Annotated in this window: 15 protein-coding genes; 6 read left to right on the plus strand and 9 right to left on the minus strand. The window is 71.5% G+C overall.

The window, feature by feature from the left end; translation table 11 throughout:
* Window positions 1-10: 10 nt before the first annotated feature.
* Window positions 11-1,210: a Gfo/Idh/MocA family oxidoreductase gene (locus tag HLK59_RS06895; protein ID WP_171140356.1), complete on the plus strand. Its 1,200-nt coding sequence runs from the start codon at window positions 11-13 to the stop codon at window positions 1,208-1,210.
* Window positions 1,211-1,239: 29 nt separating this feature from the next.
* Here the strand turns inward: HLK59_RS06895 and HLK59_RS06900 are convergent, their stop codons facing one another.
* On the minus strand, window positions 1,240-1,938 hold the full coding sequence (locus HLK59_RS06900) for a L,D-transpeptidase (RefSeq protein WP_171140357.1): 699 nt from the start codon (window positions 1,936-1,938) through the stop codon (window positions 1,240-1,242).
* 81 nt (window positions 1,939-2,019) lie between these two features.
* Complete coding sequence (locus tag HLK59_RS06905; protein WP_346779663.1) at window positions 2,020-3,417, minus strand: PLP-dependent aminotransferase family protein; 1,398 nt, start codon at window positions 3,415-3,417, stop codon at window positions 2,020-2,022.
* A 62-nt stretch (window positions 3,418-3,479) separates the two neighbouring features.
* On the opposite strand from HLK59_RS06905, the gene HLK59_RS06910 reads away from it, so the two are divergent.
* On the plus strand, window positions 3,480-4,862 hold the full coding sequence (locus HLK59_RS06910) for a pyridoxal-dependent decarboxylase (protein ID WP_171140358.1): 1,383 nt from the start codon (window positions 3,480-3,482) through the stop codon (window positions 4,860-4,862).
* On the opposite strand, the gene HLK59_RS06915 is transcribed toward HLK59_RS06910, so the two are convergent.
* Together HLK59_RS06915 and HLK59_RS06920 are read right to left on the minus strand one after the other, a co-directional pair.
* Window positions 4,834-6,099, minus strand: coding sequence for an MFS transporter (locus HLK59_RS06915; RefSeq protein WP_171140359.1), 1,266 nt, complete (start codon window positions 6,097-6,099; stop codon window positions 4,834-4,836). The two genes, HLK59_RS06910 and HLK59_RS06915, sit on opposite strands and share 29 nt — an antisense overlap.
* Window positions 6,100-6,157: 58 nt before the next feature.
* Window positions 6,158-6,946, minus strand: coding sequence for an SDR family NAD(P)-dependent oxidoreductase (locus tag HLK59_RS06920; protein WP_171140360.1), 789 nt, complete (start codon window positions 6,944-6,946; stop codon window positions 6,158-6,160).
* A 286-nt stretch (window positions 6,947-7,232) separates the two neighbouring features.
* Between HLK59_RS06920 and HLK59_RS06925 the strand changes: the two genes are divergently transcribed.
* The gene (locus HLK59_RS06925; RefSeq protein ID WP_171140342.1) at window positions 7,233-7,439 is read left to right on the plus strand and encodes a hypothetical protein; all 207 of its coding nucleotides are present in this window, start codon (window positions 7,233-7,235) and stop codon (window positions 7,437-7,439) included.
* A gap of 2 nt (window positions 7,440-7,441) precedes the next feature.
* On the opposite strand, the gene HLK59_RS06930 is transcribed toward HLK59_RS06925, so the two are convergent.
* The 4 genes from HLK59_RS06930 to HLK59_RS06945 form a co-directional block, all read right to left on the minus strand.
* Window positions 7,442-8,356, minus strand: coding sequence for an SDR family oxidoreductase (locus tag HLK59_RS06930; protein WP_171140361.1), 915 nt, complete (start codon window positions 8,354-8,356; stop codon window positions 7,442-7,444).
* Window positions 8,357-8,494: 138 nt separating this feature from the next.
* On the minus strand, window positions 8,495-9,124 hold the full coding sequence (locus HLK59_RS06935; RefSeq protein WP_171140362.1) for an MBL fold metallo-hydrolase: 630 nt from the start codon (window positions 9,122-9,124) through the stop codon (window positions 8,495-8,497).
* Window positions 9,124-10,212: an S-(hydroxymethyl)mycothiol dehydrogenase gene (locus HLK59_RS06940; protein ID WP_171140363.1), complete on the minus strand. Its 1,089-nt coding sequence runs from the start codon at window positions 10,210-10,212 to the stop codon at window positions 9,124-9,126. The genes HLK59_RS06935 and HLK59_RS06940 overlap by 1 nt, the downstream gene beginning before the upstream one ends.
* A gap of 134 nt (window positions 10,213-10,346) precedes the next feature.
* Window positions 10,347-10,925 carry a transketolase gene (locus HLK59_RS06945; RefSeq protein ID WP_171140364.1) on the minus strand — a complete coding sequence of 193 codons (579 nt, stop codon included), beginning with the start codon at window positions 10,923-10,925 and terminating at the stop codon, window positions 10,347-10,349.
* A 256-nt stretch (window positions 10,926-11,181) separates the two neighbouring features.
* On the opposite strand from HLK59_RS06945, the gene HLK59_RS06950 reads away from it, so the two are divergent.
* Genes HLK59_RS06950 through HLK59_RS06960 form a run of 3 tightly spaced genes read left to right on the plus strand, consistent with a single transcriptional unit; the run spans window position 11,182 to window position 14,860 of the window.
* The gene (locus HLK59_RS06950; protein ID WP_171140365.1) at window positions 11,182-11,988 is read left to right on the plus strand and encodes an isopentenyl transferase family protein; all 807 of its coding nucleotides are present in this window, start codon (window positions 11,182-11,184) and stop codon (window positions 11,986-11,988) included.
* Complete coding sequence (locus HLK59_RS50820) at window positions 11,985-13,361, plus strand: FAD-binding protein (RefSeq protein ID WP_346779664.1); 1,377 nt, start codon at window positions 11,985-11,987, stop codon at window positions 13,359-13,361. Before HLK59_RS06950 ends, HLK59_RS50820 begins: the two co-directional genes overlap by 4 nt.
* Complete coding sequence (locus HLK59_RS06960) at window positions 13,358-14,860, plus strand: TIGR00730 family Rossman fold protein (protein ID WP_346779665.1); 1,503 nt, start codon at window positions 13,358-13,360, stop codon at window positions 14,858-14,860. Before HLK59_RS50820 ends, HLK59_RS06960 begins: the two co-directional genes overlap by 4 nt.
* A 71-nt stretch (window positions 14,861-14,931) precedes the next feature.
* On the opposite strand, the gene HLK59_RS06965 is transcribed toward HLK59_RS06960, so the two are convergent.
* A complete protein-coding gene (locus tag HLK59_RS06965) occupies window positions 14,932-15,768 on the minus strand; it encodes a (2Fe-2S)-binding protein (RefSeq protein ID WP_171140367.1) in 837 nt (278 codons plus the stop codon).
* Window positions 15,769-15,871 lie beyond the last annotated feature (103 nt).

The raw sequence follows: 15,871 nt of genomic DNA on the forward strand, positions 1-15,871 counted from the left end.
CACTTACTCCATGACGTTCTCCCTCGGCATCGTCGGCGCCGGGCAGTTCTCGGGCCAGTTCGCGAAACTGTTCCTGGCCCATCCCGGAGTCAGCGACGTCCACGTCACCGATCTCCTCCCGGAGAGGGCCGAACGACTCTGCGCCGCCGAAGGCCTGTCGGGCACCTTCCCCTCGTACGAGGCGATGCTGGAGTCGAAGGCGGTCGACGCGGTCGCGATCTTCACCCAGCGCTGGACGCACGGGCCGCTGGTGGTGCAGGGCCTCAACGCGGGCAAGCACGTGTACTCCGCGGTCCCCATGGCGATCACCACGGAGGAGATCGCGGCGATCATCGACGCGGTCCGGGCGACCGGACTGACGTACATGATGGGCGAGACCAGCCAGTACAACCCGGCGACCGTGCACGCCCGCAACCAGATCGCCGAGGGCTCCTTCGGCCGGATCTTCTACGCCGAGGGCGACTACGTCCACGACATGGACCTCGGGTTCTACGAGGCGTACCAGTACAGCGGCGGCGACAACTGGAAGGCGACCGCCAGCTATCCGCCGCTGCTGTACCCGACGCACTCGGTGGGCGGGGTGCTGGGCGCCTGGCAGACGCATGCGGTGAGCGTGTCGGCGATCGGGGTGGTCGACGACCGCGGCGACGGCGTCTTCGACAAGGAGGTCAGCCAGTTCGGCAACGACATCTCCAACGCCAGCGCGCTGTTCGAGGTGGCGGGCGGCGGTTCGTTCCGCACCAACGAGTTCCGGCGGGTGGGCTATCCCTCCCACATCCGTGAGTCCCGTTTCCGGTTCTTCGGCACGGAGGGAAGCATGGAGCAGCTCGCCACCTTCGCGCTGTGGCAGGACAAGAACGGTGTGAAGGACATCAGCGAACTGCTGGAACCCAAGCCCACCCTGTCCCCTGACGACCCGTCACTCCAGCACATCGCGCCGGACCTGCGGGCCGCCTTCACCTCCGGCTCGGCCCCCGTCCACGACCGCTCCCGGCTGCCCCGGGAGTTCGACAACCTCCACAACGGGCACGAGGGCAGCCACCACTTCCTCGTGGACGACTTCGTCACCGCGGTCAACACCCGCACGCTGCCGTCGGTGAACGCGTGGGTGGCGGCCCGCTACACCCTGCCGGGCATCGTCGCGCACGACTCCGCGCGGCAGGGCGGGGCCCGACTGGAGATCCCGGACTTCGGGGACGCCCCTCGGTGACGGGCTGACGGCGAGCCGAGTACCGACGGTCAGGTGCCCGGCTTGCGGCCGTACACGTACACGTCGTCGCCCTTCTTCAGCAGCGACCAGTACTTCTTGGCGGTCGTCTTGGTCATGTTGACGCAGCCGTGGGAGCCCGGCGGGTTCCACATGCTGAGGTTGACCGAGTGGAAGGCCTGGCCGCCGTCGAAGAACTGGCTGTAGGGCATGGGCACGTCGTAGATGTTCGAGACGTGGTCGATGTCGCGCCAGTAGATCTTCTTCAGACCGGTGCGGGTCTCGTAGCCGTTGCGGCCGGTGCGCACGGGCACCGGACCGTAGACGAGGGTGTTCCCGTCCTGGATCCAGCTCAGCTGGAGCGTCAGGTTGACGCAGGCGATGCGGCCCTTGTTCGTCGGGCACTTGCCGTCCTTGTTGGGCTTGTTCCCGACGGCCTTCTGCTTGTTCATCAGGTCCATCACGCCCCAGGTGACGGGGCCCGCGTAGCCGGCGTTCGGCGTGATGCCGTGCTTGTTCTGGAAGGCCTGGATGGCCTTGCAGTCGGCGGCGGACTGCTTGCCGTCGACGGGGCGGCCGAGGAACTTCTCGACCTGCTTCTGGTACGGCCCGGTCTGTGTGGTGCAGGCGGTGGCCGCCTGTGCGGGCGCGGTGCCCAGCGCGAGGGTGAGCGGCGCTATCAGTCCGGTGATTCCGAGGGCGACGGCCCCTCGTCTGCGTATGTCCCCCATGGCGGGCCCTTCCGTTGCACGTGTCCTGTCCGGTGATCTGCCTGCTAGACCGGTACACGGGGGCCTCGGTTGTATGCCGGGTCAGGCTGTGACGAAACGGTGAACTTCCCGCTCGGAACAGCGGCGCAGCAGGTGTACCGCGCGGCCGAGGACATCCGGCGTCGCCGTGAACGGCAGGCGCAGACGGTGGGTGAGTGTGGTGCGGTCGGCGGCGAAGTGCGGGCCGGGTGTCACCGCCAGGCCCAGCCGGGCGGCCCGGGCCGCGAGGTCCGTCGCCGACGAGGCCGGGCCGAGGTGCGGCCACAGCGACAGCCCACCGTCCGGGATCGTGTACGTCCATCCCGTCCCGTCGAGGAGTGCGGCGAGGTGGTCGCGCTGGGCGCGGAGTCTGGCCCGGCGGTCCGCGAGGATCCCGTCCAGCGCGTCGCCGAGCAGTTCGACGGCGATGAGCTGTTCCAGGGGTGGTGGCGACAGCTGTGCCTGGAGGGGGCTCTGGCGCAGTCGTCGTACGAGATCGGCGGTGGCGCGGATCCAGCCGACCCGCAGCCCGCTCCACACGGTCTTGCTCGCCGAGCCGATCTGGATCACCCGGGGTCCCGACAGGTGGGGTTCGGTGCCGGGCCGCGTCCTCAGGTCGAGGTCGCGCATCGTCTCGTCGGCGATGACCGTGAGCGGGAGGCGGGCGATCTCCGCGCGGGTCGCGGCGTCCATGTGGGCGCCGGTGGGGTTCTGGAAGTCGGGGATCAGATAGGCGAGCCGGGGGTCGCGGGTGCGGACGGCACTGGCGAGGTGGGCGGTGTCCCATCCGGCGTCGGACGTCACGGGGACGGGGAGGAGACGGGCCTTGCGGGCGCGCAGGACCGCCAGGGCGCCCGGGTAGGACGGGCTCTCCACCACGACGGGGCGTCTGCGGTCGGTGTGGAGGTGGTCGAGGAGCAGGGTGAGGGCGGCCTGGGCGCCGGAGGTGACGAGGATCTGTTCGGGGCGGGTGGCGAGGCCCTCGCGGGTGTAGCGGTCGGCGAGCAGTTCACGCAGGCGTGGCAGCCCTGCGGTGGCGATGCCGGAGTCGACGAGGAGGGCCGCGCTGCGTCCGGTGGCCCGGGCGAGGGCGGCGAGGTAGGCCTCGTGGGGTGCGGCGGTGAGGGCGAGGGTGAGGTCGAGGTCCGCGTCGCCCGCTCCGCCGCGGTCCAGGGACCAGGGCGTGGTGCGTTCGGTGAGCCGGGCGGGGAGCCGGACCTGGCTGCCGCTGCCGTGCCGGGTGTGCAGCCAGCCCTCGTCCCGCAGCAGGGTCAGGGCGGCGACGACCGTGCCGCGGCTGATACCGAGGACGCGGGCGAGTTCCCGCTCGGAGGGCAGTGCGGTCCCGGCGGGCAGCCGGCCGTCGACGACCGCCTCGCGCACGGCCGCTGCCAGCGTCCGTGCCAGTGGGCCGCGTCGGTCGCGCCAGGCGCCGAGTGCGGCGGCGAATCCAGTCGTCACCGGTCCAGTTTGACCCAAGTGGACCAGAGCGGGGACGGCGACCGGCTCCTACGCTGCCTCTCATGCACCGTACTCTCGCCGACGACCTCTCCCGGCTCCCCGCACTCCTCCAGTCGGCCCGCGACCTCGCCGCCCGTGAGCTGGCCGGTCTGTCCGAGCGGCCCGTCGTCCACCTCGACGAGGCACCCGACCACGAGGCCCTGCCGGCCGGGGGCGTCGGGGCCGAGGGCGCTCTCGCACGGTTCGGCGAACGCTGGGCGCCCGGCTTCTCGGGCTCGGCGGGACCGCGCTACCTCGGCTTCGTCACGGGCGGCGCCACGCCCGCCTCCGTCGCCGGGGACTGGCTGACCAGCGCCTACGACCAGAACGGCTCGGGGGCGGTGGGGTCCTGGGCGACGGCTCTGGAACGGGAGACGGTGGGCTGGCTGCGCGAGCTGTTCGGGCTGGGCGAGGCACACAGCGGGGCGTTCGTCACCGGGGCCACGGCGTCCAACACGGTCGGCCTCGCCCTCGCCCGCGAGTGGCTGGGCGAGCGGCTCGGTGTGTCCGTGTCACGCGACGGAACGGCCGCCCTCGGCCCGGTCCATGTGCTTTCCGGGAGCCCGCACTCCAGTATCGGCAAGGCCCTGTCCGTGCTCGGCATCGGCCGCGACCGGCTGCGGCCCGTGCCGGTGCTGCCCGGCAACCGGGAGGCCGTCGACGTCGCCGCGCTGGACACCGCGCTGTCCGCACTGGAGGGCCCCGCGATCGTGGTGGCCAACGCCGGCACCGTGAACACCGTCGACTTCGACGATCTGCGGGCCGTCGCCGCGCTCAGGGAGCGGCACGACTTCTGGCTGCACGTGGACGCCGCGTTCGGCGGCTTCGCCGCGCTCTCCCCGTCGTACGCCGGTCTCGTCGACGGTCTGGACGCCGCCGACTCGGTCTGTGTCGACCTGCACAAGTGGCTCAACGTGCCCTACGACGCCGCCGTCCAGTTCACCCGCCGCCGTGATCTTCAGGTGGCGGTCTTCCACAACGCCTCGCCGTATCTCGGACTGCCGGTCGGCGAGCCCGACTTCGTGCATCTCACGCCCGAGAACTCACGGCGGCTGCGGGCCCTTCCGGCGTGGTTCTCGCTGATGGCGTACGGCCGTGACGGGCATCGCGAGATCGTCGAGCGGAACGTGGCACTGGCCCGGGAACTCGGCGAGCGGATCGCCGCGACCGACGGGCTGCGGCTGCTCGCCCCGGTCCGGCTGAACGTCGTCTGCTTCACCCTGGCCGACGACCCGACGCAGGAGCGGGTCGACGCGCTGGCGCGGGCCGTGGCGGCCGGCGGCGAGGCGTTCCTGACATCGACCGTGTACGACGGGACTCCCGGGTTGCGGGCGGCGTTCAGCAACTGGCGTACGTCCGCGGACGACGTGGACCGGATCAGCGGGGCTGTGGCGCGGGCGCTGTGACCGGGGCGGGCTGCGGGAGTTCACGTCGGGCGCGCACCGGGGAGAGGAAGACCGGCAGGAAGGCCGCCGCCAGCAGCGCCCCGCCGACCCACAGCGTGGCGCGCACTCCGGCCAGTTCGCCGAGCAGGCCCGAGACCGCGGCGCCGAGCGCGAGCGCTCCGGTCAGGACGAAGCGGAACGTGGCGTTCATGCGGCCGAGGAGGTCGTCCGAGGTCATCCGCTGGCGCAGGCTGACACCGAGGACGTTGTCCGTGCCGGTCTTGAACAGGGCCAGCGTCCAGCCCGCACCGGCGACCCACAGCCACACACCTCGGTCGACGAGCGGCACCAGCAGCGCGGCGGGCGCCAGGACGACACCGGCCATTCCGAGGGACCGGCCGTAGCCCAGACGTCCGGCGAGGGGGCGGGCACAGCGGGCGCCGAGCAGGAGGCCGAGGCCGCCCGCCGCCCAGAAGAGTCCCAACGCGCCGGCGGGTAGCGAGAGTTCGCGGACGAAGAGGACGGGCAGCATGGTGTTGATGATCTGCATGCCCAGGTTGGTGAGGGCGGCGGTGAGGGCGAGGGCGCGCAGTTCCGGGTTGCCGAAGACGTGCCGCAGGCCTTCGGCGATCTGGGCCTTCAGGCTCGCCTTCTGGTTCCGGCCCTTCGGTTCCTCCTGGTGGCGGATGGCGGTGAGCTGGAGGGCGGAGGCCAGATAGGCCCCCGCGGTGCACACGACGGCCACGGGGGCGGTGAGGAACTGGACCAGCGCGCCGCCCGCGCCTCGCCCGGCGACGTTGCTCACCGCCTGGAGCCCGACCATGGCGGCGTTCGCCGGCACGAGGGCCTCGCGGCCGACCAGGCGGGGCAGGGTGCTCTGGGAGGTGACGTCGAAGAAGACGGTCGCGGCACCGTTCAGCAGGACCACTGCGTACAGCTGGCCGAGGGTGAGCGTGTCCGTCCACCAGGCGAGCGGCACGGAGGCGTACAGGACCGCTCGGGCCAGGTCCGCGGCGATCAGCACCCGGCGGTGCCGCATCCGGTCCACCCAGGCGCCGGCGGGCAGCCCGATGAGCAGGAACGCCAGTGTGCTCAGGGTGGCCAGCGCGCCGACCTGTCCGGGACCGGCGTCCAGCGCGGTGACGGCGATCAGCGGGACGGCGACGTAGCTGACGTTCGTGCCGAGCTGGCTGAGGGTGCTCGCGGCGAAGAGGACGCGGAAGTCGGCCGTACGCCATGGGGAGTCGGTGTCTGACACACACAAAAGCTGCCCGACACCGTCCGTGCAGGACAAGTGAAAAGATCTACATCAACCGTTAAGCATTCCTGCGAAATCGACGGAACCCCGAGTCCACGGCGGTGATCCCGCCGTCGACGGGCAGGGTGACCCCGGTGATCCAGGACGCCTCACGGGAGGCCAGGAAGAGGATGGCCGCGGCGATGTCCTCGGGCTCGCCCACGCGTCCCAGGGGATACAGCTCGCTCGCTTTCACGAGGTCGTCCTCGCGCCCCTCCCAGGCGGCGGTGCGGACGGTGCCGGGGGCCACGAGGTTGACGCGGACGCCACGGGCGGCGGCGTGGCCTGCGAGGGTACGGGTCAGGGAGCCGAGGCCGGCCTTGGCGGCGCTGTAGGCGTGGTTGCCGAAGTCGTTCAGGCCGTTGACGGAGCCGACGTTGACGATCGCGCCACGGCCGGAGGCCGCCAGGTGCGGGAGGGCGGCGCGGCAGCAGCGGTAGGCGCCGGTGAGGGTGATGTCGAGGTCGCGGGCCCACTCGTCGTCCGGTTCGTCCTCGAAGAGCGGGGCGTCCGGGGTGCAGTGGCAGGCGTTGTTGACCAGGACGTCCAGCGAGCCGAAGGCGTCGACGGCATGCCCGACGGCCGCCTCGACGGCGTGCCGGTCCCCCACGTCGCACCCGAACGCATGTGCCGTCAGGCCCTGTTCGCGGAGGCTCGCCGCGGTCTTCTCCGCCGCCGGCACGTCGATGTCGGTCACCAGCACCCGCGCCCCCTCCACGGCGAACCGTCGCGCGGTCGCGGCGCCGATGCCGCGGGCCGCGCCGGTGACGAGAACCCCGTATCCCTCGAAGCGTGTTGTGTCCGTCATGGGATCGCACCGTAGTGCCCTGCCGATCAACTGGGCAGATACCGTGCGCCCATGTCCGCGTTCATGCAGCAACTGCCCGCGCTCATAGGCGTCGTGATCAGCGCGCTCGGTTCGTACATGGCGGTCGTCCGCAGCGACGGCGCCCGCGGGAGAGGGGATGCGGATGAGGATCGTTGCCCAGGTGGGACGCCGCCCGGCAGACCGGCGTGACGGTACATGAGTGCCTGCCAGGCCGCCGGATCACGTGTCCCGTCTCGTAAGGAACCGCTCCGCCTCCAGCACCACCGTGACTCACGCCCGCGCCTTTCGCCGTGAGCAGACGGCCCGTCGTGAGAAGCGACGGCACTCGGTGTACGCCGACTACGCGAGCACGCCGGCGAAGACGCGCCATCGCGTCGGACGTGACGGCTACTACTCCGCCGTACGCGATGATCTGGCGCTGCCACCGGGCCTCGCGGTGCGGTGGCAGCTGCCGTCGGTGGATCAGCCCTGAGCTCAGCGGTAGCCGGTCGTGTCCGCCGGCTTGCCCGCGTCCTGGACCTCCACGAGATAGCGCCAGGCGTCCGGGCGGCTGCCGTCGAGGTCGGTGAAGCCGTAGGTCCGGGCCAGGCCGCCGCTGGAGAGGGACGTGCCGTTGAGGCGGGCCACATCGGGGTCGGCGGCGAGGGCGGCGACGGCACGGCCCACGTAACGCGGGGTCTCCGAGATGGCGAAGTGGGGGACGCGGTCGAGGGCGTCGCGCCAGTTGTCCTCGCCCACCCCGAAGTGCTCCAGCATCATCTCCGACCGGAGCCAGCCCGGGGTCAGCGCGACGGCGGTGGCGCCGCGCGGGCCCAGTTCGTGGCCCAGGGAGAAGCCCATCCGCAGGACCGACGTCTTGGCGAGGTCGTAGAAGAAGGAGGTGCGGTAGGTCGTGCCGTTGTACTCGGCGGTGCCGTCCGTCACCTCGACCACCAGTCCCCCGGGGTTGCGCAGCAGCAGGGGCAGGGCGTGGTGGCTGGTGATCGCGTGGGTCTCCACCGCGAGCCGCAGCAGCCTGAGCCCGTCGTCGAGGTCGTGCTCCCAGACGGGGCTGTCCCACGCGAAGAGTTTCTCGCCGCCCCAGATGTTGTTCACGAGGATGTCGAGGCGGCCCTCGGCGTCCGCGATCCGGTCGACGAGCGTGCGGACCTGCGCCGGGTCGAGGTGGTCGGTGGGGACGGCGATGCCCTCACCGCCCGCCTCGCTCACCAGGTCGGCGGTGTCCTCGATGGTCTCGGGGCGGTCGTACTCCGAGCGCTGTTCCCGGGTGCTGCGCCCCGTCACGTAGACGATGGCGCCGGCCGCCCCGAGTTCCACGGCGATCCCTCGCCCGGCTCCTCGGGTCGCTCCGGCGACCAGTGCGACCTTGCCCTTGAGCGGTTGTGACATGTCCGGCTCCCGTGTGTCCGTCGTGTCCGTCGTACGTCGTCCACTCCACGGTCCCCGGTAAGCCGGACATCTTCTGTCACCTTTTTCGACGGGTCACCCCTTTTCGACGGGTCGGACTTTTCTACGAGTCGGCGTCCGTCAGTGGCCTCGCGCGATCCACTCCTCCAGGTGCGGGGCCTCGGCACCGATGGTCGTGGCGTCACCGTGGCCGGTGAGGACCTTCGTCTCCGGCGGCAGGGTGAGCAGCCGGTCGCGGATCGAGTCCACGATCGTGGGGAAGTGCGAGAAGGAGCGGCCGGTGGCGCCGGGGCCGCCCTGGAAGAGGGTGTCGCCGGTGAAGACCACGGCCAGGCCGGGGTCGTGGAGGCAGACCGCGCCGGGGGCGTGGCCCGGGGTGTGCAGCACCCTCAGGTCGACGCCGGCCGCCTCGATCACCTGGCCGTCCTGGAGGTGGGCGTCGGGTTCGCGGTCGGGGTGGGTCTGCTTCCACAGCGGCAGGTCGTCGGGGTGCAGCCAGATGGTGGCACCCGTGAGGTCGGCCAGGGCGGGCGCGGCGTCGATGTGGTCGTTGTGGGCGTGGGTGCACACGATCGCGGTCACCCGGCGCTCCCCGACGGCGGCGGCGATGGCCTCGGCGTCGTGCGCGGCGTCGATGACGATCACCTCGTGGTCGTCGCCGACGATCCACACGTTGTTGTCGACGTCCCAGGTGCCGCCGTCGAGGCTGAACTGCCCGGACGTCACGAGGCGTTCGATGCGGGCGGCCATCAGAACACCACCACCGAGCGCAGGACGTCGCCGCCGTGCATCCGCTCGAAGGCCTTCTCGACCTCGTCGAGCCGGATGGTCTCGGTGACGAACGCCCCGAGGTCCAGGCGGCCTTGGAGGTGGAGGTCGATCAGCATCGGGAAGTCCCTGCTCGGCAGGCAGTCGCCGTACCAGGAGGACTTCAGCGAACCGCCGCGGCCGAAGACGTCCAGGAGGGGGAGTTCGAGCTTCATCTCCGGGGTGGGCACACCGACCAGGACGACCGTGCCGGCGAGGTCGCGGGCGTAGAAGGCCTGCTGGTACGTCTCCGGGCGGCCGACCGCCTCGATGACGACGTCGGCGCCGAAGCCACCGGTCAGCTCACGGATCGCCTCCACCGGGTCGCTCTCGCGGGAGTTCACCGTGTGCGTGGCGCCCATCGAGCGGGCCGTGTCCAGCTTGCGGTCGTCGATGTCGACGGCGATGATCCGCGACGCGCCCGCCAGCCGGGAACCGGCGATCGCCGCGTCCCCGACCCCGCCGCAGCCGATCACCGCGACGGTGTCGCCCCGGCCCACATTGCCGGTGTTGATCGCGGCGCCGATCCCGGCCATGACCCCGCAGCCCAGCAGCCCGGCGACCTGCGGCGCCACCGACGCGTCCACCTTGGTGCACTGCCCGGCCGCGACGAGTGTCTTCTCCGCGAACGCCCCGATCCCCAGCGCGGGCGAGAGCTCCTGCCCGGTCGAGGCGAGCGTCATCTTCTGCTTCGCGTTGTGGGTGTTGAAGCAGTACCAGGGACGACCCCGCAGACAGGCCCGACAATTACCGCACACGGCCCGCCAGTTGAGGATCACGAAGTCACCCGGGGCGACATCGGTCACGCCCTCGCCGACCGCCTCCACGACACCCGCCGCCTCATGACCGAGCAGGAACGGGAAGTCGTCGTTGATGCCGCCCTGCTTGTAGTGCAGGTCGGTATGGCACACCCCGCAGGCCTGCACCTGTACGACCGCTTCGCCCGGGCCGGGGTCGGGCACCAGGATCGTCTCCACCCGGACCGGCTCGTCCTTGCCCGGTGCGATCACGCCGCGAACTTCCTGCGCCATGGTGGTGAACCTTTCCTTCCGCCGGTGTCCGTCCCCTCGACCCTACGTGCAACTGATCAGTAGCGGCACGGGAGCGGATCCGTCGCCTTCCGCCACCTCATCCATCACCTTCCGTTACCTTCCGTTACCTCCCGTCACCGGAGGAAGCCCCGGATCGCCCGGCCCAGCGTCTCCTCGTCCCGGATGTCCGTGCCGCCCAGGGCCAGCAGCCGGTGCGGCACATGGACCAGTGTCTCGGCGACCTGCCGGGCCGAGGTCCCCGGAAGACCCGGTTCGACCAGGACGACATCCGCCCGGTCGGCGGCGAGGGCGGCCGTGCGCAGGCCGATCTCGTCGAAGGGCCGGACGGTGGTCGTGTAGAGGACGGCCAGGTCGAGGCCCGCGGTGGCGCGCAGCACCGGGTCGAGGGTGGAGCCGACCGCGAGGACCACGCCGTCGAGGCCTTCCCGGACGAGTTCGCACCCTTCCGTCGCCCCGCGCGGCTCGGCGTTGGAGTCGGCGCCGACATGGATGTACGCCCGTCCGCCGCCCGCCACCGCGGCCAGGACGGCTCGGCGCACTTCGGCGGGATGGCCGGGGACATGCACGGTCCAGCCCGGGGTGGCGGCGAATCTGCTCAGCTCCTCCACCGCTCCGTAGCCGACGAGGACGGTGCCGCCCGCCGTGGACTCCGGAAGGGACTCGGCGGCGGCGATCAGCATGTCGGAGTGCACGGGACGACCTCCTGGTGAGGATATTCTTCCGGCACGTCAAGAATTCGTTAGGAAACAGTCTCGACGCTCGCTCATATCGCTCTGGATTCCCCGCACTTGAGCCACTCACCCCGGGTAATTCAACCTTTAACAGGCTCACAGGAATGTGGACGTCTCTTTGCCGGGTCCAGATGTCCGCCTGGTTCTTGACGATGGCCGCCGCGTTTACCTTGACACTCATCTCTCCTGTAGATGAAGCGGAAGGGGACACCCCGCCATGGCCCAGAGCGACACGCGTCCGACGTCAGGCCCGTTGGTCCATCTCATCGCCGGGCCGACCGGGGTCGGCAAGAGCGCGGCGGCCACGCGGCTGGCCCGGGCGACCGGTGTCCCGATCGTGGTCGCCGATCGTCTCCAGTGCTTCACGGACCTCGCCACCACGAGCGCCCGCGCGGGTGCCGATGTGCCGGGGGTGCGCCGGTACTGGCTCGGGGACCGCACCTTCGCCGACGGTGACCTGTCCGCGGCGGAGGCGGCGGACGCCCTGGTCGCGCTGGTGGAGCGTCTTGGCGCCCTGCACCGGTCGGTGATCGTCGAGGGTGGCTCGATCTCGCTGCTGCGGGAGCTGGCCGCCCGCCGGGCCGACCTGTCCTGGCGGCTGTCGGTCCGCCTTCTGTCCCCGCCCGGGCGGGACGAGTACGTCGCCGCGCTGGCCCGCCGGGCCCGCGAGATGCTCGCCCCGCAGGCTCCGGGCGACAGCCTGCTCCAGGAACTGGCGGCGCTGTGGCGCGAGCCGCGGCAGCGGCTGCTCGCGGCCTCCGTCAACGGCTTCGAGGCCGTCCTCGAATGCTGCGCCAAGTACGCGCTGGAGGTGGAGTCCGTCGACCGGCAACCTCTTTCGGAACACGTACTGGACCGGATGGCCGCACTGATCGCCGAACGGCACGCCGAACACGGTTTTCTCCAGCATCGCGTGTTCTCCGAAATTTTCGACAGTCCAATAGCGGGCCCGGAATTCGACGGATTCGATGGACTCGACGGATCTGACGGATCCGACGGCGACTTTCTGGAGCGTGTGGCGTGAATGCGATCCGGGAGGACGAGGACATGGCACTCGCCTCGCACGATTTCGGCCACATCGTGGAATCCCGCCCGCTCGGTGTTCTGGCGGCGCGTTCCTGTGCCGCGGTCGGGGAACTCGTCGCCTTCGCCGGGACGCAAGGGGTGCCGGTCGCCGCCCGCGGCTGTGGACACGCCCCGTACGGGCAGGGCCAGGCGGACGGCGGATACGTCGTCGACATGGGCGGACTCGACGAGGTGCGCTGTGTGCCGGGCGACCGGACGCTGGTCGCCGGGGCGGGCGCGACCTGGGGCGAGGTCGTACGGGTCGGGCTCGCCGAGGGGCTGGTGCCGCCGGTGCTCCCCGACCATCTGGGCGCGAGTGTCGGCGGGGTGCTGAGCACCGGCGGGTTCGGCGGATCGAGCCACCGCCGCGGCCTTGTCGCCGACTGGGTGCGGGAACTGGAGGTGGTCACCGGCACCGGCGAGCGGCTGGTCTGTTCGCCCGAGCGGCATCCGGACCTGTTCGGCGCGGTCCTGGCGGGACTCGGCCAGTGCGCCCTGATCGTCCGCGCCGCGCTCCGGCTGGTGCCCGCACCTGTACGCGTCCGCCGCTACCGCCTCTACCACGAGGATCCCGCCGGCTTCTTCACGGACCAGCGCAGACTGGCCCGCGACGGCCGGTTCAGCCATGTCGCGGGCCGGGCCCGCCCGGCGCTCGGTGGCACCTGGAGCTACATGATCGAGGCGGTGGCGCCGTACGGCGGTGAACTCCCCCGCGTGGACGACCGGTTGACCGGTGACGAGCTGTCGCCCGGTGACGAACTGTCCCTCCGTGACGACCTGTTGATCGGTGATCTGGACCACGACCGGGACAGCGAGGAGATCGAGGACCTGTCGTACGTGGAGTACCTTCACCGCCCGGACCGCGACGAGCGGCTGCTGCGTGCCACGGGTGAATGGGACCGTCCGCATCCCTGGCTCACGCTGCTGCTCCCGGAGGCGGCGGCCGCGGCCTTCGTCCCGGCGGTGCTGGCCGAGGCCGACCAACAGGGCCTCAGGTTCTGCGGAGTGGTGCAGCTGCGTCCGCTCTCCGGGCGCGTGCTCGGCGCACCGCTGCTGCGCAGGCCGCCCGGCGAACTCCTGTGCCTGCTCTCCCTGATGCGCACCGCACCGCCCACCGATCCGGGCACCGTACAGCGCATGGTCGCCGCCAATCGCGCCCTGTACGAGCGGGCCAGGGCCGTGGGCGGAGTCCTCCATCCCGTCAGCGCGCTGCCGATGACGGGAGAGGACTGGCGGGCCCATTTCGGCCCCGACTGGGCGGACTTCGCCCGCGTCAAGGAGCAGTACGACCCCCAGCACATCCTGACCAGGGGGTACGGGCTGTGGGCGTGAGCGCCGTGACCGTCTTCTGCGGTGCGTCCACCGGGCACCGTCCCGCCCCGCTGCACGCCGCCGCCGATCTGGGCCGCGCCCTGGGAGCGGCCGGGATACGGCTGGTCTACGGCGGCGCCCGCACCGGGCTGATGGGCGCCGTCGCGGACGGGGCGCTGGGCGCGGGAGGCTCAGTGACCGGGGTCGTGCCCCGCGCGATGCTGCCGTACGAGATCACCCATACGGGACTGACCGACCTCGAAGTGGTCGCGGACCTCCATGAGCGCAAGGCGCGGATGGCCGAGTCGGGCGACGCGTTCGTGGCGCTGCCGGGCGGTCTGGGCACGGCGGAGGAGCTCCTTGAGGCGTTGGCCTGGGCGCAGTTGGGCCTGCACCGCAAACCGTGCCTCCTGCTCGATCCGTCCGGTTTCTTCCGTCCGCTGCTGTCCTTCCTGGAGCATGCCAGGGACGAGGGCTTCCTGCATGCCGGTGATCTGGAGCGGATCGTGGTGTGCCGGTCGGCCGAGGAGGTGCTCGCGCGGCTGGCGAGCGCACCGGCCGCCGACGCTCCGGTGCGGGTGCCGCGGGGCCGGACCGCGTTCCTGTTCTCGGCGGCCGGCTCGCAGCAGCCGCGGATGGGGCGTGAACTCCACGCCACGTCACCGGTGTTCGCCGATGCCCTCGACGAGGTGTGCGGGCTGCTCACCCCCTACCTGGACCTGCCGCTGCGGGACGTGATGTTCGCCCCGCCCGGGACACGCACCGCGGCGCTGCTCGACCAGGTCGCGTACGGGTTCCCGGCGATCTTCGCGCTCCAGGTCGCCCAGTACCGGCTGCTGGAGAGCCAGGGACTGCGCCCCGACGTGCTGTTCGGCTACTCGGCCGGGCACATGGCGGCGGCCCACGCGGCGGGGGTGTTCTCGCTGGCGGACGCCTGTCGTGCGGTCGGCACGCTGTCGCGACTGGTGCGGACCCTGCCGGAGGGCGGATGCATGGCCGCGGTGGAGGCTGCGCCACAGGAACTGCACCTGGGGCCGGGCGCGGTGGTCGCGGCGGTCAACGGACCCCGGTCCGTCGTCGTGGCCGGGGACCGCGAGGCAGTGACGGCGGTGTGCGCGCGGTGGACGGCCCGGGGGCGCCGCACCCATGTGCTGCGCGTGGACGCGGCTCCCCACTCCCCGCGCTTCGAGCCCCTCCTCGCCGACTACCACCGGACCCTGCTCACGATGGAACTCCACGTTCCCCGTATCCCCCTCCTGTCCGACACCACGGCCGCACCGGTCACCAGGGCGGCCACCGAACCCGGTTACTGGGTACGCGCGCTGCGCCGGCCCGTCCGCTTCGCGGACGCGGTCGCCCGTCTGCACGCCGAGGGCACGACCACCTACCTCGAACTCGGACCGGGCGAGGTCCTGACCGGCATGCTCGACGCCTGTCTGCCCCGCGGAGCCGACCGTCCGCTGCTCCTGTCCGTGACACGGAACTGGCGAGCGCTCCGCAAGGAGACGGACGCGGCCTGAAGGCGCCAGCCGCCTGGCGGATGCCAACGCGGCGCCGGGAGCCGCCGGACTCCTGTCGGTCCTCCGGGTCGCTACGGCGTCTCCAGCCTGCGCAGCCGCTCCGCGTCTCCCGTGCGCGGGCAGGTGGAGCAGGCCTCGGCCGGGCGGATCGCGTAGAACATGCAGCAGCCGGTGCGGGTACGGGTGGCGTGGCGGGTGCCGTCGTCGCCGACCAGGTAGCGGAAGTCGGCGCCGCTGGGGTACGGGGGCACGGGGATCGGCAGCACCTCGGTGGCGGCCCTGATCGCGGCGCCCTCCTGGCCCAGCATCCGGCCGAGGTACCAGAGGGCCGACACCAGGTCGTCGGAGACCATGCCCCACAGGGCGCGCGAGCGGCGGCGCGCGACCGGCCCGATCGCGGCCAGCAGGGGGCGCATGTGCTCGGCGAGGGACATGCGCAACTGGGCGCGCAGCTGGTCCTCCTGAGGGAGCGTCAGCACGCCGGGGAGTGCGGCCACGGGGTCGCCGGGGAGGCAGGCGAGTTCGGTGCCGGGTGTGATCTCGTACGTTCCCGAGGCGAGGTCGAGACGGAGGTCCTCGGGCCGGATGCGGGGCACCCTCCGTTCGAGGTACCAGGTGCCGCCCATGAGGACGCCGACGGACCAGGCGTAGTCGTGCAGGGCGCGGGAGGCAGCGACGTCCGGGCGTACGGCGACTCCGTAGCGGTCGCGGATGCGGGCCGACTCGGCTTCGACGAACGCGTCCAGCACGGCTCGATCGGACGCCAACAGGTCGGCCGTCACACCTGTTCGGCCCTCTTCCGCGACTCTCGCGTCCAGCGCTGCGCAGATGCCGGCCAGTCGTCGGTAGACGTCACCGAGGGCTCGCGATACGGCACCGTCCGGCGTGGTCTTGAGGGCCAGGGACATCGACGTGCTCCAGGTGCAGGGGAGATCCAGAAGAGGTTTAATAGGCAAGCCTTACCTTACCTCGATCAAGGGACCCGCATGTCAACGCATCTCAAAGGAATCA

Origin of the sequence: Streptomyces sp. S3(2020) (assembly GCF_013044505.1) — a bacterium.
Lineage (GTDB): Bacteria > Actinomycetota > Actinomycetes > Streptomycetales > Streptomycetaceae > Streptomyces.

Bases quoted from the DNA above. Each gene is read 5' to 3' on its own strand.
- HLK59_RS06910 (WP_171140358.1), top strand. From the start codon at position 3,480: ATGCACCGTACTCTCGCCGACGACCTCTCCCGGCTCCCCGCACTCCTC.
- HLK59_RS06930 (WP_171140361.1), bottom strand. From the start codon at position 8,356: ATGTCACAACCGCTCAAGGGCAAGGTCGCACTGGTCGCCGGAGCGACC.
- HLK59_RS06935 (WP_171140362.1), bottom strand. From the start codon at position 9,124: ATGGCCGCCCGCATCGAACGCCTCGTGACGTCCGGGCAGTTCAGCCTC.
- HLK59_RS06895 (WP_171140356.1), top strand. From the start codon at position 11: ATGACGTTCTCCCTCGGCATCGTCGGCGCCGGGCAGTTCTCGGGCCAG.
- HLK59_RS06920 (WP_171140360.1), bottom strand. From the start codon at position 6,946: ATGACGGACACAACACGCTTCGAGGGATACGGGGTTCTCGTCACCGGC.
- HLK59_RS06900 (WP_171140357.1), bottom strand. From the start codon at position 1,938: ATGGGGGACATACGCAGACGAGGGGCCGTCGCCCTCGGAATCACCGGA.
- HLK59_RS06950 (WP_171140365.1), top strand. From the start codon at position 11,182: ATGGCCCAGAGCGACACGCGTCCGACGTCAGGCCCGTTGGTCCATCTC.
- HLK59_RS06965 (WP_171140367.1), bottom strand. From the start codon at position 15,768: ATGTCCCTGGCCCTCAAGACCACGCCGGACGGTGCCGTATCGCGAGCC.
- HLK59_RS06940 (WP_171140363.1), bottom strand. From the start codon at position 10,212: ATGGCGCAGGAAGTTCGCGGCGTGATCGCACCGGGCAAGGACGAGCCG.